The 23,700-nt window shown below is 53.2% G+C and carries 15 protein-coding genes; 6 read left to right on the top strand and 9 right to left on the bottom strand.

All coding sequences use genetic code 11. The features are described 5' to 3' along the window. Positions 1–143: 143 nt before the first annotated feature. Both AB1L42_RS23225 and AB1L42_RS23220 read left to right on the top strand, forming a co-directional pair. Positions 144–2,375, top strand: coding sequence for a hypothetical protein (locus tag AB1L42_RS23225; protein ID WP_367062398.1), 2,232 nt, complete (start codon positions 144–146; stop codon positions 2,373–2,375). A gap of 154 nt (positions 2,376–2,529) precedes the next feature. Further along, a complete protein-coding gene (locus AB1L42_RS23220; RefSeq protein ID WP_367062395.1) occupies positions 2,530–2,844 on the top strand; it encodes a hypothetical protein in 315 nt (104 codons plus the stop codon). 90 nt (positions 2,845–2,934) lie between these two features. Here AB1L42_RS23220 and AB1L42_RS23215 read toward each other — a convergent pair whose 3' ends face one another. From AB1L42_RS23215 to AB1L42_RS23200, 4 genes are all read right to left on the bottom strand, one after another. Next, on the bottom strand, positions 2,935–3,393 hold the full coding sequence (locus tag AB1L42_RS23215; protein WP_367062392.1) for a hypothetical protein: 459 nt from the start codon (positions 3,391–3,393) through the stop codon (positions 2,935–2,937). 268 nt (positions 3,394–3,661) lie between these two features. Beyond that, a complete protein-coding gene (locus AB1L42_RS23210) occupies positions 3,662–5,362 on the bottom strand; it encodes a porin (RefSeq protein ID WP_367062389.1) in 1,701 nt (566 codons plus the stop codon). A 474-nt stretch (positions 5,363–5,836) separates the two neighbouring features. Further along, positions 5,837–7,819 carry an alpha-amylase family glycosyl hydrolase gene (locus tag AB1L42_RS23205; protein ID WP_367062386.1) on the bottom strand — a complete coding sequence of 661 codons (1,983 nt, stop codon included), beginning with the start codon at positions 7,817–7,819 and terminating at the stop codon, positions 5,837–5,839. Then, positions 7,803–9,959 (bottom strand): HAD-IIB family hydrolase, encoded by a 2,157-nt coding sequence (locus AB1L42_RS23200; protein WP_367062421.1) that lies wholly within the window; start codon positions 9,957–9,959, stop codon positions 7,803–7,805. The genes AB1L42_RS23205 and AB1L42_RS23200 overlap by 17 nt, the downstream gene beginning before the upstream one ends. A gap of 117 nt (positions 9,960–10,076) precedes the next feature. On the opposite strand from AB1L42_RS23200, the gene AB1L42_RS23195 reads away from it, so the two are divergent. Further along, entirely contained in the window at positions 10,077–10,892 is an 816-nt protein-coding gene (locus tag AB1L42_RS23195; protein WP_367062383.1) for an HAD-IIB family hydrolase, read from the top strand. 203 nt (positions 10,893–11,095) lie between these two features. After that, a complete protein-coding gene (locus tag AB1L42_RS23190; protein ID WP_367062380.1) occupies positions 11,096–11,551 on the top strand; it encodes a hypothetical protein in 456 nt (151 codons plus the stop codon). Between the two features lie 145 nt (positions 11,552–11,696). On the opposite strand, the gene AB1L42_RS23185 is transcribed toward AB1L42_RS23190, so the two are convergent. Next, the gene (locus AB1L42_RS23185; protein ID WP_367062377.1) at positions 11,697–12,836 is read right to left on the bottom strand and encodes a PLP-dependent aspartate aminotransferase family protein; all 1,140 of its coding nucleotides are present in this window, start codon (positions 12,834–12,836) and stop codon (positions 11,697–11,699) included. Between the two features lie 194 nt (positions 12,837–13,030). Here AB1L42_RS23185 and AB1L42_RS23180 point away from each other — a divergent pair, with 194 nt between their 5' ends. Further along, entirely contained in the window at positions 13,031–18,526 is a 5,496-nt protein-coding gene (locus tag AB1L42_RS23180) for a PVC-type heme-binding CxxCH protein (RefSeq protein WP_367062374.1), read from the top strand. A gap of 476 nt (positions 18,527–19,002) precedes the next feature. Here AB1L42_RS23180 and AB1L42_RS23175 read toward each other — a convergent pair whose 3' ends face one another. The 3 genes from AB1L42_RS23175 to AB1L42_RS23165 all read right to left on the bottom strand — a co-directional run bounded on the left by AB1L42_RS23175 (position 19,003) and on the right by AB1L42_RS23165 (position 21,271). Next, the gene (locus AB1L42_RS23175) at positions 19,003–19,341 is read right to left on the bottom strand and encodes a P-II family nitrogen regulator (protein ID WP_367062371.1); all 339 of its coding nucleotides are present in this window, start codon (positions 19,339–19,341) and stop codon (positions 19,003–19,005) included. Between the two features lie 157 nt (positions 19,342–19,498). Further along, positions 19,499–19,837 carry a P-II family nitrogen regulator gene (locus AB1L42_RS23170; RefSeq protein WP_367062368.1) on the bottom strand — a complete coding sequence of 113 codons (339 nt, stop codon included), beginning with the start codon at positions 19,835–19,837 and terminating at the stop codon, positions 19,499–19,501. Between the two features lie 96 nt (positions 19,838–19,933). Next, positions 19,934–21,271 (bottom strand): ammonium transporter, encoded by a 1,338-nt coding sequence (locus AB1L42_RS23165; protein WP_367062365.1) that lies wholly within the window; start codon positions 21,269–21,271, stop codon positions 19,934–19,936. A gap of 285 nt (positions 21,272–21,556) precedes the next feature. Here AB1L42_RS23165 and AB1L42_RS23160 point away from each other — a divergent pair, with 285 nt between their 5' ends. Further along, positions 21,557–22,939, top strand: coding sequence for an MFS transporter (locus tag AB1L42_RS23160; RefSeq protein ID WP_367062362.1), 1,383 nt, complete (start codon positions 21,557–21,559; stop codon positions 22,937–22,939). Between the two features lie 58 nt (positions 22,940–22,997). Here AB1L42_RS23160 and AB1L42_RS23155 read toward each other — a convergent pair whose 3' ends face one another. After that, on the bottom strand, positions 22,998–23,633 hold the full coding sequence (locus AB1L42_RS23155; RefSeq protein ID WP_367062359.1) for a nucleoside monophosphate kinase: 636 nt from the start codon (positions 23,631–23,633) through the stop codon (positions 22,998–23,000). Between the last annotated feature and the right edge of the window lie 67 nt (positions 23,634–23,700).

Raw genomic sequence — 23,700 nt, 5'->3', positions numbered from 1 at the left:
GTTCGGGATGAATTCGTCGTCGGAATGGACATGTCAGCGGAGTTGAAGGGGCGTTGAACGATTGCATTGACGAGTGTTGCGCAACCGTGTGTGAGCACTTTGAATGCTTTTTTTCGATACTCAATGCGTTGCAGGGACTCAATATGGCCATCGGTGATATCGCTTCAGTGACAGTTCCTCATCGTTCCAGTGCGGGACTCGCCGTTGATGGAGGATTCATCGATCTTGAAATTGAAGGGTTCATAGTCGGAGCTGAATGTGATCTCGGATCGGGATTTGGGAATCCGCTTCTCGATGCGGATCTCGCGAATGCCTCCGTCACTCTGAACGTGACGTCGAGCGGTTATGCAACCGATGGTACGATCGAGGGCAAGTCGCGGACATTGCATGGGACGCATGTGGCCCGGCGGACGTTCCCGAATCAGGGGGAGCAGGATCAGGCAGCGACTGCTTCCGGAGTGCGGATTCGACTCTGGTTGACTGGGAACGTTTATTCTGGTGACACAGTGACGGCAACAATTCGAGCTGGAGCGTTCCAAAATCAGGCTGCTGGGGCGGAAACTTCATCTGCAGCCAGTGAGATCGCAGTCACAAACGAAGCTTCGCTCCCCTACCCTCGAGTGACGGCAAAGCTGGACGAGTTTGCGGGAGTCGCTTCGGGAGATCGCGTCAAAAGCGATTTTCGGGTCGCGGTCAATGCGGTCGCTGGCCACGGGATTTCCTCTGTCATTGTCTCAGCTTCGGGGAGAACATCCGGTCACCAAACTTCAGCGATCGTGACGTCAATGACTGCCCGACAACGTCCTGCCTCTGGGCTCTACGGGATGGCGTACGAGGCTGTCATTCCGATTGCTGGCTTTCAACAGGGCGAGTTGATCGATTGTGACTATACCGTCTATCCGAAAGTGGGCGATTCAAACTCAGTCGTCTCAACGGTCGGTCGAACACTTTCGACTGACGAAATTCTCGGTCGTAATCGCATCCCCTTGATTTGCGACAAAGCAGATCAGCTGGATCAGATTCGCCATGTTCGGGAAGGAGGGAACGATGGGAGTGGCGATGGCTCTCTTGCTGCTCCTTATGCGAGCATCGGAAGAGCATTGCAAGCTGGAGCGAACATCGTTGAGCTTGGACCTGGGATTTATCCGGTTGGAAACACCAACTCGCGTATTGCGAGCCAGGAGTGGGCGATTGTGCGACCGGCTGCCGAGGCCAATGAAGATTCGGTAATTGTGCGAATCAATGAGCAGCGGACATATCGACATCAGCGGCTTCGAATTCAGGGCTGCCGAGTGACGCTTCAAAGCTCTTCAAGCTGGCTCGATGGCGAAAATCAGGGAAATCACCTTGAGTTTCGAGATTGCCGGATGGACAGCCAGTGGGGTGGACCGGTCTCGACGCCAACTGTCGGTCCGGGATATCGAACAGACTCGTGCAGGTTCATCAATTGCTCGGGTGACCTTGGTGCAGAACATTGGGCTGTGCAGTCGTTTTCTTCGTCGCGAATTGCGTACTCTTTCAACGGTTGCGAGTTGTTGGACTCGACGACGGCACACTCGATGAATGCCTGGTTTCATGTTGTCGCATGCAAGAGCATCGGTCAAAATTCGTTCCGGGCCAACAGTACCGCTTCCCTTGCAAACGGAGTCCCTGAGCAAGAAGGAGTCTTCTTCGCCTGGAACCAGTTTGTGGACTTTCGATCTTCAGGACGCAAGATCCTGACACTGGGGGAAACGGCCGGGCAGCCCAACCACAATGCCGCGATTGTCGGAAACGTCTTCGAGAAGACAGCGGGCACCTCTCCTGCCATCGCGATCGCAGGAGACGGGACCGAGACAGCTTCGCAAGCGACGAATGATATTAAGTTGATTGCGAACACCGTAGCTGGTGAGCGAGTTAACCTCTCGTACAATGACAGCGGACCAACAGGATGGGACCGGTCGAATTGGTTTATGATTGGGAACTCCTTCCACCAAATGAACATTAAAGCTGATCTGTTCAATGGCGGGAACGGACAGAGGACCGGCGGTTGGCCACTGTTAAATGGAATTAATTGTCACCACAATCACTATCGTGATGGTGACCTCTTCGCACAAGAAGGAAGAGGGCGCGACACGACCTACGGGACTCCCTCTCAACCGATGGAACCGGGTTATGTTGATGATCGATCCGGATTAAGTGGTGCCGGTGGTGGTGACTACACGCCGACTGCTGAATCAGTTCTCATCGGTCGAATTCTTGCCGGAGTACTGGATTTCGGCTCGGATCTCGCTGGAAGCACTTATCGGCGAGATATTGGTGGACTGCAGCATCAGATCGTGTTCGTTCCGACACCTCAGGCTGGTTCGACTCTCAATCGACGCTTTCGCCCATAAGCGACCCTGTTACATTTCACGTCACTCTCGCCGACAGATTTCTTCTGTTCGCAGCGACTGACTCGTGAAATCCAGCCAGATTCACAACGACTCACCGTATGAAGTCGCGCTAGTACACGCTTGATTATTTTAATCTCCAAACGAGGTCTAAGTTATGTCAACTCATACCGGTACTGAGAAGATTGTGACGTTTCGCACTGTCACAGCTGCTGACAACATTCAGTTGAGCGAAGAGTTCGAACCGAAGCGAGGTTGCCGGGTGATTAACAACTCCGGTAGCCCTATCGCTTTGACTGTTTACGAAGTTGATCCTGTTTCCAAAGCCCGGGTTGTTTGCGAAGACATCGGTGAAGTGACGATCGACGCCTACGCATCGAAAGATCTCGGTTCGCAGGTCTTTGCATGTTGGCGAATCGCGTTTCGTCTCTCCTCCGGTGTTGCCGATGTCGTGGTCGTCAGCGCGGAGTAGTGAGCTCTCTGTTCTCTTTGGTCTGCACCAATTGTCGCGAAGAGTGCGTGTTGAATTGCTATGAATGTTGAGTGACTGCCTTCACGTCGATCAGGGAAGCTGTGAGCAGCCGAGAGCTGGAGGAATGCCATCACAGCACTTTCCAGCTGACATTGGAACGCGATGTACTTTCCATTCCACCACGCACTTTTCGCATTCGTATTCGACTTTCTTCAGCTTGCGAACGACTTTGACATCAGCACATTGAGAGCAATAGCCGCTGCCGCTGCCGGACATCGCATCACACTGGTCACATTTGTCCTTTCTGAAGAAGTCGAACAGTGGGCAGCGCACGCGGGGAACGCAAATCGGTTCGCACTCCACTTCCCAGCAATGCTTTTTGACTTTCTCCATCTTCGTTTCCGGGCAACAGACCAACTGACACGGCGGGCAGTTGACCGTTTCGCAGCACCCCGTTGGCTTGCACGCACCGAGAAAGTTCCCGGCGGTCGCTTGTGCGGAAGTCGAGAAGATGAATGCAAGGGACAAGAGTATTTGTGAACGATTCATACGTCTGCTCCAGTCGTGAGACACGGGGGCACTTGATGGTGTGAGGGGAAATCGATTTCAGAAGAGGACATGTGATTCGCAGATCTGAAATCTTTCAGATGGTGGAGTTGGGTTTTGGTCAACTTGTGGATCAGTGGTGGAATCTCAAGATCGAGTACTCTTTCCTTTGAGCGTCCTCAAGCAAATTGCTCTTGCCTGTGCACTCGCTTTCGCTGTTTCACTTGTTAAAAGGCTGTGCTTGCTCGTGCACACCAAATCAAAAAATGCTCTAGAACTCCACTGCGAACCGCGTTCCGAAGAAGAAGTAGTTGCCGGAGGTGAAACCGTTTACGGGGCGATGGTTGTCAATTTCACCGTACGAAGCATCGAATTGAAGCTTCGAGTACGGCGTCCAGTGCCAGTTTAAAGCACTGGTCCAGGCTTCACCAACACCGCCGAGAACATTGTCATCGGAGAGGTCGAGGTAGTCGTACCGGAGTGCCACGTTCCAAGCTCCCCATCCTGTGCCACAGCCACCGGTGCATTGATCAACCAGGAAGAAGTTTTCGAACGGTTTGACTCGACCGATCGTTGAGGTCTTGCGGTCGTATGGGATGTGTTCTCCGGTCAGGAAGTATGAGATGTAAGCATACGCTCCGCCGAATTGGAGGTCCTCTTCCCCTTCTCGCTGGACCCAGTTGTGCTGGTATTCGGAGACGAGTTGCAAGGGTCCGTAGTTGAAGATCGATTCGAGACCAATGATTTCGTAGTGATCAGCTGCAGCAATTCGCTCGGTGTTCAACCATCTCGTGTCTGATCGGGCTGCGACGCGGGTTCGGAATCGGGCTTCGTTTTGATTCGTGTCCGAAGCGTTTCTGTCTCCGTCGGTGCGAGCGGCCATCCCGGCGATCGCGAGGTGCAGATACCCTCGGCCGTCAGATGCTTCGTCATACCATGGTGAGGCAGAGAGACGCCCGTTCAAGCTCATCTGATTTGACTGACCGATAACGCGACCGTCGGTTGCGATGTTCTCGAGGAAATAGGCACCATATCGCCATGTAAAGACCTCGTCGTCGGAGTAGCCGTACATTGCGATACCGGGACGTCGGGCGTCTTCGTTGAACGCTTCGACGACAAACGGCCGCTCCATGAAGACGTTGTATCGACTACTGTTGAGGTGATCGAGCCCCAGTGGCCGCTTCTGGTTACCGATCAAGAGTTGCTGGTTGAACGGAAGCTCTTTGAATCCCAGATAGACATCTTTCATCTCCGGAGTTCCCGGATTGTTGAAGTCAATCTGAACTCGCCAAAGCATCGTTTCGAGGATGTCGCCCTTCATTTCGAGACGAATTCGACGGAAAAGAGCTCGGTCTTCCGGGGGACGGCCGTAATTGTCAGACATCGGATCGGGATGTTCGAAGTACCCAATTCCCTCGGAGTTGTTGACGAAGTCCCAGTAGTCCGCATGAATTCGACCGTTGATGCTCATCGTCGGTTTCTTGGCAGCGTCGGACTTTTTCTTTTGCTCTGCTTCGTGGAACTTGGTCCAGGCGGAATCGAGATCGTCCCAACCCTTCTCAAGTAGACTCAAACGCTCTTCAAGCTCTGCAGGAATTGAGTCCGGAGCGTCTTCCCGAATTTCTTCGAAGGAAACCATTTCACGCGCCACATTGGGAAGGTCGCGAAATGACTCTTCAGCGCCTGTTGCGGTGAAGACTCCATCGACTCCGATTGGAAGGCCAAGGTCGTCCAACTCTTGCGTTGTCCCCTGAGCTGCAGGGAAAGGTCTCGCTTGTGCTTGTGCCTCTTTGACCGATTTCAGCTCAGTTGTGAGCGTTTGAATTTGCTTCTCGGCCGCTTCCAGCCGCTCAAGCAACAATCGCACTTGAGGATCAAGCTCGACCTCCTCTTCGGCAAACGCCGCCGGGGACAGGAGGGTGACCAAACAGAGAAAGGCAATGGTCCAGTGGTATTTCATAATCGTGGACATCCATGTCCTCTTCTTCAATCCAGATCGGATTCACCAATAGAGCATGATGCTCTGACCTATACACTCGCTTGAACTGCAAAACCGGGATTGAGCCGTTTTCAGAGGCGAGTCCGCCAAGACGTTCTGGGGAAACGAATTGGCGAGTGAAACGACGCAGAATCGTTCCGCAATCTACTCATCGAGTGAGCCAGCACGACGAGAACAACCGGAATAGGTGGAAAAACCAATCGGCGGACAACCTGTGCCGATTGTTCCGGTGGTGCGGGTTGTGGCGGCGCAATGTTAAGAATCAGTTAACAGCTGGTGGGGAAGAGTCTCGAAAGTAGTCCTACACACCGAACGAAGACACCTTGCATACACTGGAGCAATACTTGAGTGATTTATTGAAGATGAAGCTCGCCGCCGCTCGCCTATCTCCGCATGGGCGTTGCGTCGTAACGCAATAAACGCCCTGCACTTGCAGCTTAAGCTCCGTCAGACTCGATTGAGCCAGCGCACTTGGTAGGGAGAGAGGGAAATGCCTTCCGAGGTGTTCAACTCGCTGCCGTCGAGAACATCTTGAAAGAAGTGTCCAAAGCCAGCTGTGCGAATCTGATTGCCTGAGATCTCCTGCGGTTCTTCTGAAAAGTTCGCGAGGATGACCATCCGGGCGCTGTCGTTCATTCGAACATACGCCAGGACATGCGGATTGCGGAGGCTGATCAATTCCATCTTCTGGCCTGACAGGGCTGCCGAGTCTTTTCGAATGGCGATCATTCGCTTCACGGTTGTGAATAACCGGGTGCGAATCGAGCCTCCGTTGCCGTTGTGATGGTCGTCGAGTTCCTGAAGGTACTCCCATTTCATTCGAGGACGATGGACCCAACGCGTGTCGCCTGCTTTGGCAGGGTCTTTGACGAAATCGTAATCATTCAGCAATCCCCACTCCTCACCCAGATAGAGAAGCGGTATTCCGCCGACGCTGAGGATGATGCCTTGAAGTAGCGTGATGCGGCGAATTGCCAGTTCGATCAGATCGCGATCACCGGTGAGCAGGGCCTGCTCCAACCCTGCCAGAGATGCCAGAGTTCCCGAGATTCTCATATCACCCGTTTGAGGGTTGTGTTGGAAGGGAACTCCACGGGCAAACGAATTTGCGAACTGACCAGTGTAAAACTCGTTCAGAAATTGCCGATGGTCATACCCATTGATGCCGATCTCGGCAGCATCCTGATCATCAAAAGTCCAGCCGATGTCATCATGGCATCTCAGGTAGTTGACCCATGAGGTTCGCTGGGGGAGTTGATGACGATGGGTGAGAGACTTGAACAACAGCTTCGTCTCGCGAGTTGCCAGTGACTCCCACAACAGAGCCATCAGTGTCGGGTTGTACGAGATCTGGCACTGATCCGCCCCGATGTATTTCACAACATCATCCGGATGAACAATTGCTTCCGATTTGAAAACAAGGCCCGGAGCAGCGATTCGAGCGAGTTCATTGTACGCCCGAATAATTGTGTGGGCTTGAGGCAGATTCTCGCAGCTGGTTCCCATCTGTTTCCAAATGAATGCCACTGCGTCCAGTCGCAGGATGTCGACTCCCGTATTGGCAATGAAGAGCATCTCTTCCAGCATCGAGCGGAAGACCGACGGGTTCTGGTAGTTCAAGTCCCACTGGAAGCTGTTGAATGTGGTCCAGACCCACTGCTCCATCCCATCCTGCCAGGTGAAGTTTCCACGGCGGACAGTCGGAAAGATCTCTCGAAGCGTACGCTCATACTGATCGGGAATCGTACGATCGGGAAAGATGTAATAGAACTGCTGGTATTCTTTGTTTCCCGACTGAGCTTGCTTAGCCCAGATGTGATCATCCGAGGTGTGATTGAATACGAAGTCGAGCACGAGGCTGATGCCCGCTTCTCGCAGGTCGTCCGCCAACAGGCAGAGGTCGTCGATGGTGCCGAGGCGCGGGTCAATCGATCGATAATTGCTGATCGCGTAGCCGCCGTCGTTGTCTCCGGGACGCACAGCGAACAACGGCATCAGGTGAAGATAGGTCAGCCCGAGTTCTTTAAAGTAGCCGATGTGTTCGCGAAGCTTCCCGAGATTTTCGCTGAACAGGTCAACGTAAAGTGCTCCTCCGACAACTCGTTCCGACTGAAACCAGTCCGGCTCGTGAATTCGTTGCTCGTCGAGCTTCTTCAACGGGGCAGAACGGCTTTTCCACGATAGCGCAGCGGTCCTGGCGATTTCCTCCAGGTGATAGAAGAAATCGTAGCGGCGTCCGTACAGTTCAAACAGGTGACGGAACAGAGTTGGCCAGTGTTGCTCGAGTCGGCGAACGAAACGTTGTACGTCGAGGTCATGGACTTCTTCCTCTGACCAAACGCTGAGAACTCTGGGAAGAATTCGTTTCAGAGACAGTTCCGCTTCGAAGCCGAGATCGGTGAACTGGAGGCTTTCATTCGGTTCGATCATTCGGAATTACTATGTGATCCAGAAACTGGTAGTAGTTGATGCCTTCGAGGATGCCGCGTGCGTGATGCGCTTCGGCGAAGTAGATCCGCGGGAGCCCACGGAGTGATTCAAGTTCCGGGCTGTGATTCCCGACGACTACGCCGAGAGTTCGCCCCTTCAACATGCCTTCATCGTTCCCGGAATCTCCGGCGACAAGAATATGTTCGGGCTGAAAACTCCATTTGTAAGCGACGTGCCGCATCGTGTTTCCGCTTCCTCCCCGGACGGGAATCACATCCAGATACATTTGATGCGACAGAATCAGATTCGCGCGGAGCTTGGCTTCGCGAATAATCTTTCTCAAGTCTGCGAGAGACGGTGCTTTGTCTGCGTCGTAATTATAGCTCAGTTTGAAACGTGACTGATTGACTTCCGGCTGTAAGAACAAACCCGATTGATCAGCCAGAATCTCTTGAATCTTTCGTCGGTTCCAGTTGTAGCCAATCTCCCGATCCCAACTCGAATCCGAAGTAAGTTGGCTGCCGTAATGCAGTTCAGTTCCAACTCCCGATTCAATCAAGTCGGGGAACGGCAAGCCGAGTTCTTCGATGAGTTCACATGCACTTTGCAGTGTTCGGCCAGTTGCGATTCCGAAACCGATGTGATCCTGCTCCTCAATCAGACGGACAAATTCATCAAGACCCTCTTGATCCCCAGTGAGTGTGTTGTCGAGGTCGGTGATGATCAGACGATCGAATTCCGGGATGCGGCGCCGCGGTGTTTTCTTCGCGAGAGCGGGTTTCGCAGTTTGGGAAAGGATCTCGTTCAGGTCTCGCAGATAACGTTCACCGTGATGCTTCCAAGAGTAGTGTTCGTGAGCTCCGGAAACGCCCTGCTCCGACCATTGCGACCATTCTTTCTCGTTCGTCAAAACGCGGAGCAACGCCTGTTCCGTCACTTCGATATCAAGTGGATCAACGAGCAGCCCGTTCCGGCAATTGGCCACGATGTCACGCGGTCCGCCATCGTTCGTGGCGACGATCGGCAGACCACTGGCAGCTGCTTCCAAAAGCGTTAGGCCGAATGGTTCGGTCAAAGCCGGATTGATAAAAACACCTCGACTCTGCGCTGCGAGGCGAAACAAATCGGGGACGTCGTCAGGGCTGTGAGTTTTGGGGTACGCAATTTTTCCGTAGAGATCGTAGACGTCGATCAGGGTCAGAATCTGCTGTACGACTTTACGTTGAGCTGGGGCAAGGTCTCGCAAATCTTCTCGCGTTCCGAGGACAAGAACGAGATTCGCGATGCGACGTAATTCTTCGCTCTGACCGTATGTTTCAACAAGCGTATGCAGATTCTTGCGTTCATCGGGCCGAGCCATCGCTAGAATTAGCGGTTTGTCCGGCTCCTGCAGGAAGCGATTAAGCTCGGCAGCAATCGCAGGACGAGAGTCATCATCAGCCGGCGGACGGAATGAGGTCAGATTCACGCCGGGCGGAATGACTTCCATGCGATCCGGAACATAGTGTTCGTACATCGCGTATTGAGATTCCACTTCCTGCGTCGTGCTGGTCACGACCATGGCGGCGGTCTCGAGCGCGTATTCCTCCGCTTCGATTCGACGCGAAATCTTGTACCGCTTTTCAATGTCTTCCGGCTTCTTGTTGGCAGCCATCAGTCGTTCGCGTTTGACGCGGCCGAGTGAGTGACCGGTGAAGACAAACGGGACATGCAAGAGCCGGGCAAGTTGGGCCCCTGCAAATCCGGCATCGGCATAGTGGCCGTGAATCACATCAGGCAAACCGGTGCGTTTGAAGTGAGCCAGAGTCTGATCGATGAAGTCTTCAATATGCGGCCACAACAGCTCTTTGCGAAGATAGCGTTTCGGCCCAAACGGGATGCGAACAATCCGTGCGTTCTCTGTGATGGGTTCTTCAACTTGAGAGTAATCATCGCTGACGCGCGGATCGAAAATCTGTCGTGTGAGCAGTTCGACTTCGCCCACATCTGGATGTTTCGCAAGTTCTGCTGCAAGCTCGAGGACATATTTGACCTGCCCTCCGGTATCAGCATCACGCCCGAGTTCGAGATCGTTGGCTCGAATCAACCCGTGCAGACTGATGAGTACGATTTTTTGTTGGGTTCGCTTTTTCAGGTTCATATGAGCAGAATACTTTGCCACGGTGGACGTCGACGAATCCCTGATACCCTCCCCTTGTTGGTGTGAAGGCCAGAAGGATGTCGACGGAACGTTTCATTTTCAGCGTAGCAGGTCGTTATGAACAATCGAAGTCACGAGAGTGGAAAACAGATTCTCGCGACGGATCTCGACGGAACTCTCATTCCCCTCGATGGTCGAGCTGATCACGTCCAGGATTTGCAAACTCTTGCGGAGGCACTCAGGCAGAATGGTATTCCCATCTGCTTCGCAAGCGGTCGGCATTACGAAATCATTCTGGACGCGATCGCAACATATCGTCTTCCAACACCCGACTGGATCATCTGTGATGTTGGCACGACAATTCTCTCTCGCGTAAACGATGATTACGCTGTTGAAGAAGCTTACCGTCAGCATCTTCAAGAACTGATGGGAGACTCATCGTTCCGCGACATCCAGCACTCCCTCCATGATCTCGACGAATTGAGACTTCAGGAAGAGGAGAAACAGGGCGAGTTCAAACTCAGCTTCTATACAGACGCGGACTCACTTTCAGCGACGGTGGACAAAGTTCGCGATCGACTCGGTGAGACACCCGTTTCGCTCATCGACAGCGTCGATCCGTTCACTGGCGACGGACTGATCGACTTGCTGCCTGCCGGCACATCAAAAGCGTATGCCCTCAATTGGTGGGCTGATGCTCAAGGAGTGAAGCACGAAAACATTGTCTATGCTGGCGATTCGGGAAATGACCTAGCAGCTTTCCAAGCTGGGTTCCGTTCGATCGTCGTTCAAAATGCTCCGGATTGGCTCGCTGAGAAAGTTGCCGAACACCATTCCTCCAAAGACTGGACGAACCGTTTCTATCGAGCGGAACGCGACGCCACGAGCGGGGTCCTCGAAGGCTGCCGCCACTTCGGGTTAATTGGAGAGTGAAACGCCGAAAGCAGTGGGCCATTTTAAGAGTCGAAGCAATGAGAGGGCGTCATGCGAAATAGCGCGACGCCCAATGTTGTTGAAGCAGATTGAGTTCGATGTGGAATCCGCTCGTGCGATCTCGGCGTTGACCATGGATCGGGGAGGTCTTACTCTGGCATGCGAGTAAAGATTGCATAACTCCCAATCAAGGGCCCCAACTGATGATCAATCGAGTTCTGATTTTTGCTGCTTTGATGAGTGCATTGTCAATCGCACACACAGCCACTGCTCAAGACACCGTCCCGGGAGCGATTTGGGTGATGCGGTTCAGCAATGTCGCGGGACCGAAGCGGGTTGCCATTGGAGCATTTCGGATCCAAAACGGACAAATGTTTCAACCGCCGCTCGACGTCGACATGTCCCCCAAGGACTTTGACCGCGATCAATTCACGAGACCTGTTGGCACGAGTGTGGAAAACAAGAAGACCCACAAGAACCGTTTCAATTTCGAAGATGCCGTCGTTTACAAAGCAGGTCAGGAGCCATCCGCGAAAACAAAACTCCAATTCAGTGGTGTTGGATTTGCGTCTCTTCAGAAAATCGGCCACTGGGAAGGCCACTTCACAAACTCGGATGGAGTCAACTTTGAGTTTAGCTGCAAACGAGTCATCGAATAGCTGACCGCTTCGCAGCGGAATACATCAAACAGATCGATGTTTGAGTAGCCACCAAGTGCTGAGCAAATTCCTGCGATCGGTTCGAGATGTCCTCGACCGATCGCAGTGACTTGTCACTCTCAATACTGTCGAACTGACTTCTTGCTTAGGCGTCCAAAGCGTTTCGCATGTCGGCGACGAGGTCTTCGGGAGACTCGATACCGACGGAGACGCGGATAGTCCGTTCGCTGATGCCTGCTTCGCGGCGTGCATCTGCGGTCATCGAAGCATGGCTCATCGTTTCTGGATATTCGATGAGCGACTCAACGCCTCCGAGTGATTCGGCGAGTTGGAACAGTTTCAGGTTCTTGAAGACCTTTTCAGCGAACGTGCGGTCTTCCGCAACGTCGAAGCTGAGCATCGCTCCGAAACCGTCCTGTTGGGATTTGGCGAGTGCGTGCTGTGGATGCGACTCCAGCCCGGGATAGTAAACCTTTTGAACTTTCGGGTGCTCATCGAGCATTCTCGCCAGCGCCATTGCTCCGCGCTGGTGAGCTTCCATGCGAGGACCGAGGGTCTTCACGCCTCGCAGAACCAACCACGCATCAAACGGAGAACAACCGAGCCCCATGGCGTTCACGATGTAGCCAATCCGTTCCTGATGGGCTTCTTTCTTGGTAATGACCGCTCCGCCGACGACATCGGAATGACCGTTCAGGTACTTCGTCGTCGAATGAATCACGACATCGACACCTTTCTCCAACGGTCGTTGAAGATACGGAGACAGAAATGTGTTGTCCGCGATGGAAATGAGATCGTGAGCTTGTGCAATCTTGGTGACCGCTTCGATATCGACGATATTCAGCAGCGGGTTGCTGGGGGTTTCGATCCAGATTCCCTTCGTCTCCGGAGTGATGGCCGCTTCGACTTGAGCGGGATCACGCATGTTGACGAACGAGAATTTGTAGCCCTGATTGGTGAAGACATCGGAGAACAGGCGATAAGTCCCGCCGTAAATGTCATTTCCTGCGATAATATGATCGCCAGGCTTGAAGAGAAACATCGAAGCTGTGATTGCCGCCATCCCGGTGCAGACAGCTCGGCAGTCAATTCCGCCTTCGAGAGCAGCGAGGTTTTCTTCCAATGCTCGTCGGGTCGGATTCCCGCTGCGCGTGTAGTCGTATCCCCGATTTGTCGTGAGATCGTCCCAGTAGAAGGTCGATGTCGGGTAAATCGGCGTGATGCAACTATTGTAAGCGGAGTCTTTTTCGACTCCGGTATGGACGCAACGAGTTTCGAATTTCATACGTTTCACCTTAGGTGGAATTCAAAGCGACAGAGTTTATCGGCTCAAACACCGCTGTCGAGTGTGGGGGACACACGAGGGCGAATGGAAGTTCGAGGAATCTGTGCGATGTCTTCGTCGTTTGGTTGTCGTCTACCGATCAAATCGAGATGATGCGTTTGCTGGTTTTGACGAGGCTCGAAGAAAGACTCACAATGTTCACACACCTCTCTCGTTTTGTTTTTGCTTACATCTGTTTATCTGGGCTGATATTCGCACAGGTCAACGAACCGCTGAGAAATCAAGGAGTTCTCCCCACGGGAGAGGATGGACGGACACTCAACCTGAACTTCGAAACCGGTGACCTCCAGGATTGGACCGCCACCGGGACCGCCTGGACCGATCAACCCGTCAAAGGGGGCATCGACCAAAATCGCGAATTCGGTGGCGGGAAAAAAAGCCAGCACACCGGTGAGTTCTGGCTCGGAGGATACGAAAAGCTCGGAGATCCCCCCAAAGGGTCGCTCACTTCGGTTCCGTTCAAAGTGACACACAACTGGTGCAGCTTCCTGATCGGAGGGGGAAGTCATCCAGAGACGCGCGTGGAACTGCTTCTCGCCGACGACCAGAAGGTGTTTTACCGCATCTCCGGCCGCAATCGGGAAGAAATGCAGCCCGCGGTCGTTAATCTGGCCTCTCACGTTGGGAAGAAGATTCAGATTCGAATCGTCGACGAAAACTCGACAGGCTGGGGCCACGTCAACTTCGACGACTTCCGCTTTTACGCGCAGCGTCCTCGCTTTGAACTTCCCGTTCTAACCCCCGCACCCCGCGTTCAACTCGGGGAAATCTACCCATTCGAAAATCTCTCCGGCACCGTCGCCGCCGAGAAAATGATCGTGCCTGATGGATTCCGTGTGCAGCTGGCTGCCGAAGAACCTGATGTCATGCAGCCTATTGCAATGGCAATCGACGACCGGGGCCGACTTTGGATTGCTGAAGCCTTCGAATATCCCACCCGTGCCAAACAAGGTGAGGGTCGCGATCGGATTGTCATCTTGGAAGACACGAACCTTGATGGAGTGTTTGACTCCCGAAAGGTCTTCATCGAGGGATTGAATCTCGTCAGCGGCATTGAATTGGGCTTCGGTGGCGTTTGGGTCGGAGCCGCTCCCTATCTGATGTTCATTCCGGATCGCGACGGTGACGATGTCCCAGATACCGAAGATCCCGTGAACGCGCAGATTGCTCCGTCAGAGTCACTTCTGCAATTCCCGAAAGATATCCCAGCTGGGGCGACCGTCCTTCTGGATGGTTTTGGCTACGAAGACACTCACGAAACGTTGAACGCATTTATCTGGGGACCGGATGGATGGCTCTATGGTTGTCACGGAGTTTTCACTCATTCGCGCGTCGGAAAACCGGGCACTCCCGACGACGAAAGGCACCCTCTCAATGCGGGAGTCTGGCGATATCACCCAACGCGTCACATCTTCGAAGTGTACGCCCATGGCTCAAGCAACCCATGGGGAGTTGACTTCAACGAAGCTGGTGATGCTTTCATCACAGCCTGCGTGATTCCTCACCTGTATCACATCATTCCGGGTGCTCGCTATCAGCGACAGGGAGGACAGCACTTCAACCCTCATACTTACGATGACATCAAGACGATCGCCAAACATCGGCACTTTGTCGGCAACCAGTGGAATAACAACGACCGCGCTCGCTCCGACGATCTCGGAGGTGGCCACGCTCACGCTGGTGCAATGATTTATCTCGGCGGCAGAGAAGGCTTCCCGGCTCCGGAATGGGGAACTCTCAAGAAGTACGCTCAAAAACCGGGCTGGCAGCTTCCCAACGAGACCTCTCAGCAGGGTTGGCCCGAAGAGTTTCACGGCAAGCTCTTCATGAACAACATTCACGGGAATCGAATCAATATCGACCAGTTGATCGCAGAAGGTTCCGGGTACGTCGGAGATCGGTATCCCGATTTCCTGCTCACTCAGGACAAGTGGTCACAGATGATCTACATGACCTACGGTCCGGACGGTCAGATGTACGCCATCGACTGGTACGACCAGAACCAATGCCATCGCGTTGAAGAAGGGGCTCACGATCGCAGCAACGGACGTGTCTTTCGGGTCAGCTACGGAAATGCATCGCCAGTCAAACTCAATCTGAAAGACGTCGATTCGAAGGATTTGATCACTCTGGCACTCGTCTCAGAAAACGAATGGTTCGCCCGACGTGCGAATCGCATCATTCAGGAACGTCGTTGGTCTGGAGACCTTTCCGACGCAGACGCCATCGCAGCTGCGAAGAAGATTCTTTCCGAAGATGCTGAGTTGCAGGAAATGCCAAGACGCTATCGGCTGGTCAATTCACTCGTCGGCGTCGAGTTTTTCCTCGATCCCAAGTACGTTTCTCAACCATCGAGTGAACGACAAGTCGATGAACTGGTCTCGCGGATTGGTGTCGAGGGCACCAACTCAATCTTGCGAATGCTCACTGGAACGAAAGAATTTTCACCACAGATTCTCAGCAATCTCACAGCTCTCGCTCGCTCATCCGACCCTGGGGCAGATCGGATTCGATTGAATCTCGCATCAATTGCGCAATCGATTGCATTCAAGGATCGATGGCAACTCCTCGAAGCTCTCACATCACATCCGGAAGACGCGGCCGATCACAATCTGCCGCTCATGTACTGGTACGCCATGGAACCGCTCGCAGATCTCAATCCGCAGCGAGCACTGGCATTGGCGATGTCATCCGGTGAAAACATTCCCCTGCTCCGAGAGTTCATGATCCGTCGCCTCGGAAGCGGGAACCCTGAAGACTCCCTGAAGCTTCTGGTCGAAGGACTTTCAACAGCGAAAGACGATGTTGTTCGACTGACCTTCCTGAAGGGAATTCGAGGAGCTGTCGCAGGACGAGAAGAGATTTCCCTGCCGGAAGCTTGGGATTCGGTTTACGAACAACTCACGAAACCTGAATCGACCGATCGTCACTTCGACGTTTACCTCTACGCACTCGGACTTGGATCACGTTTCGGAAATGAATCCGCTGCCAGCGCCCTGGAATCACTCGTCATCGATGAATCCGGCCCCTACGAAGAGCGAAAAGTTGCGTTCACATTCCTCGTTGAGAATGATTCGCCCGAGCTTCCGTCCATCATCAGTCAACTCCTTTCCGGAACGACATTGAGAGCAGAGGCACTGCGGGCAGCAGCAACGATCGACAACTCAGAAATCGCTCTCGCAATTGTTTCGAACTACAAAGCACTGAACGCCGACGAACAAACCGACGCGAGAAATACGCTCGCGAGTCGCGTCAGTTATGCTGTCGAACTCCTCAAAGCTGCCGATTCCGGCAAGATTCCCAAACAGGATCTCTCCGCCGACTTGATCCGACAGCTGAGAAACCTCGACCACCCGGATGTGGTCGACCTTCTACAGAAAGTTTGGGGAGTGGTCAGAGACAGCGACGTCGACCGAAAGGCACTCATTGCTGAATATCTCACACTTGTCCAGTCCAGCACAAAGGAAACTCCCGACCCGAATCTGGGGCGAGCTGTCTTCGCGAAAACGTGCCAGCAGTGCCACACACTCTACGGAGTCGGCGGTCAGGTCGGGCCGGACATCACCGGGGCGAATCGAAAGGACCTGAACTACCTTCTGTCCAATGTGCTCGACCCATCATCTGTGATGGCGAAAGAGTACCAACCCAATATCGTTGCGACCGACTCGGGACGAATCGTCACGGGCATCGTCAAGGAAGAAACTGACACCCTGCTCACGCTGCAGACCGCGAACGAACTCGTTGTCATTCCCGTCAACGAAATCGAAGCTCGAAAGCAGAGCCCGTTATCGATGATGCCTGACGATCTCCTGAAGAATCTTTCTGAGCACGAAGTTCGCTCTTTGATCGCCTACTTGTCGGGTTCTCAACAAGTCGCGATGCAGGCAACCGATGCGAATCTCAACCGCTTCTTCAACGGCGTCGACCTGAGTGGCTGGATGACGACTCGTCAGGAAGACCAGTCACTTTGGACGGTTGAAAATGGCGAAATCATTGGTCGCTCAACTGGCCTGGCTCACAACGCATTCCTCGTCAGCGACTTGAAGCTTTCCAACTTCGAGCTGAACTGCGAAGTCAAACTCATTGACAATGTTGGCAACAGTGGAATTCAGTTCCGAAGTCAACCACTCGCTGACGGTGAGATGAAAGGCTATCAGGCCGACATCGGCGTGGGTTGGTGGGGGAAACTCTACGAAGAACGTGGACGGGCATTGCTCGTGAATCAGGATAATGCCTCGCTGGTCAAGTCCGGTGAATGGAATCAATACACCATTCGCGCGGTCGGGCCTCGCGTTCAAGCTTTCCTCAACGGAACGAAAGTCATTGACCTCGTCGATCCTGCGGGGGCAGATTCCGGGCAAATCGCCCTGCAGCTGCACTCCGGTGGACCGATGGAAATCCGGTTCCGTGACCTGAGTGTGAAGTTGCTCGATCCTGTTCCTCCTTTTGCCGACAACGGAGCCCAAGTCACTCAATGGCCCGTGTCATCCGGCGGCTCTGGAGAAACACAAATCACGTGGAAGAAACACATACTCGATGACCTCTTCCGCAGCGAAGGTTCCGCGATTGCTGACTTTGACAACGATGGACAAATGGACGTCGTCGGTGGCAGTCAGTGGTACAAGTTGCAATTCGACGATGGAGAATTCCAGAAGTTTGAACCGCAGCCGATTGTGACACCTGTGGAAGAATTCGACCCGAAAGGATACAGCAACACGTTCTGCAATTTTGGAATGGATGTGAATGGCGACGGCTGGATTGATCTTGTGGTCGTCGACTTCCCTGGAAAACCGACGTGGTGGTTTGAAAACCCGGGCAGCACAGGCTCAGCAAATTCATGGACGAAGCACGAGATCACTCCCATTACCAACAACGAGAGTCCTCAACTCCTTGATCTGACCGGAGACGGAATCCGTGAACTCTTGTGCGGATTCGATGAACGGGTCATGGGATTCGCCAGCCCGAAATCTCTCCCCAATGCACAATGGAAGATCAATGCCGTCTCAGATCCTGGAGCACCAGGCACAGATCGATTTTCACATGGAATTGGAGCGGGTGACGTCAACAACGATGGCTGGAACGACATCGTCATCACCGAAGGATGGTGGGAAGCTCCGGAAGGCTATGCCACTGACCTCCCCTGGCATTGGCACCCTGCCCCATTTGGCCCGGCCTGCTCGCAAATGTATGTCTACGATTTCGACGGAGATGGCGACAACGACGTGCTTTCCGCGTCAGCTCATGCATATGGGATCTGGTGGAGGGAGAACCTCGGATCGGGTGAGGATGAAGAAATCCGCTGGGAAACCCATCTCATCGATGAGTCTTTCTCACAGACGCACTCGCTGGTGCTGGCGGATATCAACGGCGATGGGTTACCCGATCTCGTCACCGGAAAACGCCACTGGGCGCACGGAGGTCACGACCCAGGTGGAAACGATCCAGCTGTAGTTTACTGGTTCGAACTCCAGCAAGTCGACGGAAAGCCGGTTTGGACAAAACACCAGATCGACGATAATTCCGGCGTCGGAACACAATTCGATGTCGCCGATATCAACGGTGACGGACTGCTCGACATCGCGACTTCCAACAAAAAGGGAACATTCCTGTTCATTCAGTCTCGCGAGTGAACAACTCTCGCGAAACTTCTGAACTGATCTATCCTGGTCAGGTCACGAACAAGCTCGCTCGAGGAGAGAACATTGATCTCCTTGAGCGAGCTTTTGTCTTGGATTATGCCGCTGCTTTACCCTCGCACTGGCTTCTCAGATTTATCCAGACACGAACAGCTCTCGGCGATATTTCCGGAGGGCACCTCTGAATCAGGCCCGTTCAGCGCAAAAAAATGACGCTTCGGAGACCGAAGCGTCAACAAGAAAAATCTCTTCGGAAGACTGTTGTCAAAAACGCGAGATCGAAATCGATTCCACGCTCGGTCATGACAACTCGCAAGGCACTGTCTCAGAAACTCGTATCAACGAACTGGATCGTCGCTTAAACGAGTTCATTGAGAACAGTGTGCGAACGTCTTCAATGCCGGTCCTGCACTCTGCTGAAATCAATGCGAGATTTGACTGAGCATCGACTTGCACCTGCAGGATCAGACTTAAATGGCTTCCGCACCGGATTCACCGGTTCGAATTCGAATCACTTCTGCAACTGGAGAAACGAAGATCTTCCCGTCTCCAACTCGCCCAGTCTTGGCCGCTTCGGTGATTGCTCCGATCGCATCCTGCACAACGGAGTCATCAACCACAATTTCCAATTTCAGCTTCGGAAGGAAGTCGACGGTGTATTCCGCTCCCCGATACTGTTCTTTGTGGCCACGCTGACGTCCGAAGCCACGCACCTCGCACACCGTCATACCGACGATATTCTTTTCCGTGAGGGCTGCTTTGACGTCTTCCAGTTTGTAGTGGCGAATGATCGCTTCAATTTTCTGCATATTCCGATTCCTGAATTATGACGAACTTCAGTCCGCTGACGGAATTCGTACGGAACTCCCTTCGAGCCTGCGTCTGTTCGAACTTTCCGTCCACCATCATAAGCAATCAGAAAATCTGAAGGTATCTCGCCTTCCGATTCGCTGTTTGCCCATTCGATTAGAGAGATTCACTTCCAGTTTCACCAGTACGAATTCGGACCGCTTCGCCGAGTTCGCTAACGAAGATTTTTCCGTCGCCAATTTGGCCAGTGCGAGCTGTGTTCAGAATGGCATCGACGACTTTTTGTGATTCACCGTCGTCCACAATCAGCTCGATCTTCACTTTCGGGACAAAATCGACGGTGTACTCAGCACCGCGATACTGTTCCTTGTGGCCTTTTTGGCGACCGAATCCTCGGACCTCCGTCACAGTCATACCGGAAACGCCGGCTTCAGTCAGTGCATCCTTGACCTCTTCAAGTTTGAAGTGTCGGATGACTGCTTCGATCTTTTTCATCGTACTTTCCTTGGTAAAACGTCTGGGAGCCTGGTCGAAACCGACGACTCGCTCCCCGGCAATGTAATGATTCGATCCCGAATGGGAAGATGCGTATCAAAGGAAAATGTATCCTTCTTCGCCATGTTGAGTGAGATCGAGTCCTTGAAGTTCTTCATCTTGCGTGACACGCAATCCCATGACTGCATCGAGAATCTTGAGGATGATAAACGACCCCACAATTCCCAATGCTGCTGCGGCGATAATACTGACAGACTGATTAATCATCTGGCCAGCATTCCCCTCCAGCAACCCGACGCGCTCTCCCGTGATATCTTTCGTCGCGAAAACTCCCACGAGAAGTGCACCAAGCGTTCCACCGACTCCATGGACACCAAAAGCGTCCAGCGAGTCATCATATCCAAAAGTATTCTTCAGTTTCGTGCAGGCCAGGAAGCAGACATACCCAGCTGCGAGGCCGAGCAAGATTCCCTGCATTGGATTCACAGCTCCTGCTGCTGGAGTAATGCAAACCAGTCCCGCCACAGCACCGGAACAGCCACCCAACACGCTGGGGCGACCATGTTGCACCCATTCCGCGACGGACCAGGCAACAACACCCGCTGCGGCGGCCATGTGAGTTGCTACGAATGCGTTCACTGCCAGCGCGTTGGCTGCCAGTGCACTCCCCGCGTTGAATCCAAACCAGCCGACCCACAACAGGGCAGCACCGATACAGGTGTATGTCAAATTATGTGGTGGCATCGGTTCTTGCCCGAATCCGAGTCGTTTCCCGATCAGAATTGAGCAAACCAGCGCCGACATTCCGGAGCTGATATGCACAACTGTTCCACCCGCGAAATCGAGTGCTGGATACGAGGCTTGTTCGTTCCACTCACACAGCCATCCTGAATCAGCCCAAACCCAGTGAGCAATCGGACAGTAAACGAAGATTCCCCACAAAAGCGAATAGACGCACATCGTGCTGAATTTCATTCGTTCAGCGAATGCTCCGCAAATCAAAGCTGGTGTAATGATAAAGAACATTCCCTGGAAGACAGCGAAGATCATACCATCGACAGAAGCATTCAAAGAGAGCTCTGCACTCGGCATAACTCCCTTCAGGAACAGGTGATCGAAATTCCCGACATACGGGTTTTCGCCACCGAAGGCGAAGCTGTACCCACAGACTCCCCAAACGACCGTCATCATGCCCATTAGAAAGACACATTGCATCATGACACTGAGGATGTTTTTCTTGCGAACAAGCCCGCCGTAAAACAGAGCCAGACCCGGTGCTGTCATCATAAGCACGAGTGCTGAGGATGTAAGCATCCAGGCAATGTTTCCAGTGTCGAGGACGATCTCCTCTGTTTCCTGAGCATAGGTTGTGTTCGTCAGTAACAGTAACGAGCTGAGGAGAACCGCAGTCCTCCCGAGAAGCCTTTTCTTCATTTGTAACCCCTTGAGCACTAAGAGATTATGGTTGATAAAACGGTCGTTGCCAATTGATGAGGGGCGTTTCCTTCACGTTTCAAATTGAGAGGTGACGAATTCTCATCGAGAGTCAACTTCCCGACACGATGACAGAAAGCAACGCATGTGCCAAAAATGCCTGCATGGTGTGCTGATTGTGGAAGCGACCGGAAGAGATGGTCGCCCGACTTTGCGAATCCGATCGCGTTCTGCCATATTGCGACGAATGCCGTCTCGTTGATTTGATCAGACAGGAACACAACTGTGAGCACCCCCGCCCCGAACACAGATTCCACTTCACAGAACCTCCGCTGGTATGAAGGAATCTCCCGCTATCAATGGCTCGTCTTGCTGATTGCGTCCCTTGGTTGGGTGTTCGACATTTTTGAGGGGCAAATTTTCGTCGCGAGCATGCGAGACGCCATGCCTGCTCTGTTGGGAGTGACGGCGGACAACCCATCCGTTTCGAGATGGAATGACCTCGGATTCGGCAGCTTTCTGCTGGGCGGGGCGTTTGGTGGGGTGCTGTTCGGAATGTTGAGCGATCGCATCGGTCGATCCAAGACGATGATTCTGACGATTCTGTTCTATTCAATGTTCACCTGTCTCACTGCGTTTGCTCAGTCAGCCTGGCAAATGGTGCTGCTTCGCTTTTTCGTTGCGATGGGAGTTGGAGGCGAGTGGGCCGTCGCTTCCGCAATGGTGGCCGAAGTGATGCCGCAGCGATCGCGGGCTGTGATGAGTTCAATTTTTCACGCATCAAGCGTGTTTGGGACACTTCTGGCAGCAGCAGCGGGGGCGTTCATCGTGACACTCGGAGAGAGTGCCTGGAGGTGGGGGTTCGCAATCGGAGCGTTGCCAGCACTTCTGACGCTGTGGATTCGCTGGTCACTCCACGAACCAGAACAGTGGGTGAAAGCTCGTCAGAGAGCTTCTGAGGACGCGACACAGAAAACGGGCCAGCTCTCAGAGCTGTTTCAGGGTCAGAACCTCAGAAACACGCTCGTCGGCGTCAGTCTCGCATCGATCGGGCTCGTCACATTCTGGGGCGCCCATATTTATGGAAAGAACGCTCTGCTGCGACATGCACAAGCGACTGCAATCGCCGAAGAAGGTTTGGACCCGGCAACAGCCGACAAAGAACAGAAACAAGCAGCCTTCGCTGCCCACAAGACAGCCATCAAGCAGGCTGAAATGCTCAGTATGGTCCTCAACACGATTGGAGGTGGCTTGGGACTCGTCTTGTTTGGGGCCATCTCGAACCGCTTAGGACGTAAAGGAGCTTTCGCGCTCTATCATATTGTCGCCTTCATCATGGTAGTCTGGCTCTTCAAATTCCTGATCCCGCAAGGAGCTTCAGCGACGGTACTGGCATTGGTCCTGCCCGTCTTCGGCTTCTTCACGCTGGGAATGCATGCGGGATATGCCGTTTATTTCCCGGAACTGTATCCGACTCGTCTTCGCGGAACTGGAGCTGGTTTCTGCTTTAATATGGGGAGACTCGCTACAGCAGCTGCATTCTTCGGGTTTGGAGCAACCACAATCACTGACGAAAACAAAGCCCTGCTACTTGCTCCGCTCTATCTGGTGGGAGTCGGGATTTTGCTCTTCGCGAAAGAAACTCGCGGCACGGAACTGATGGAGTAAATCCCACGGCTAAGTCCGGAGAGGTTGCTGAAGCTTCTCCGGATACGTGGCTACTCGATCAATCGAGTTCCAACAAACGTCGGATTTCTTCTTGAATGGTGTTCGGAGCGGGAGTTCCATCGAGGTCAAGAACGAGTTCTTTCCGTCGGAACAGTGCTAAAGCTGGCTCTGTTTTGGTGTGGTACTCTTCCAACCTCTCCGCCAACGCTTCGGGCTTGTCATCCGGACGCGAAACCAGTTCTCCTCCGCAGACATCGCAGACGTTTTCGACTTCGGGTCGATGAGAGATCAAGTTGAAGTCGAGCCCGCAGTCGCTGCAAAGCCGCCGAGAAAGGACGCGATCCCGTACAACTGCGTCTGGTACCTGGATGTGGATGACTGCATCGATGTCGTAGCTCTCAAGGAAGAATAACGCCTGCGATTCGCTTCTCGGAAAGCCGTCGAGAATGAATCCATAGTTCCAGTCGTGCTGATCAAGTCGCTGGCGGACGATATCTTCGACAACTTGATCGCCCACCAGGTTGCCCGCAGCGACGGTTCTTTTCACCTGAGCACCCAGTTTGGTGTGATTCTGGATGTGCCACCTAAAGATATCGCCCACGCTGATGTGGACGATGTCGAGTTTCTGCTTGAGCAGTCTGGCCTGCGTTCCCTTTCCGCAGCCTTGAACACCCATAATGATGTATTTATGCATTCTTCCACCTGCTCGCTTCTGGTGTTCAGCAGGGCTCGTCTTTGCCCAATGAATTCAGAGTAATAGT

The sequence above is a fragment of the Thalassoglobus sp. JC818 genome (assembly GCF_040717535.1).
In the GTDB taxonomy this organism is placed as follows: Bacteria; Planctomycetota; Planctomycetia; order Planctomycetales; family Planctomycetaceae; genus Thalassoglobus.
This window is presented reverse-complemented; position numbering and strand designations above follow the sequence as displayed.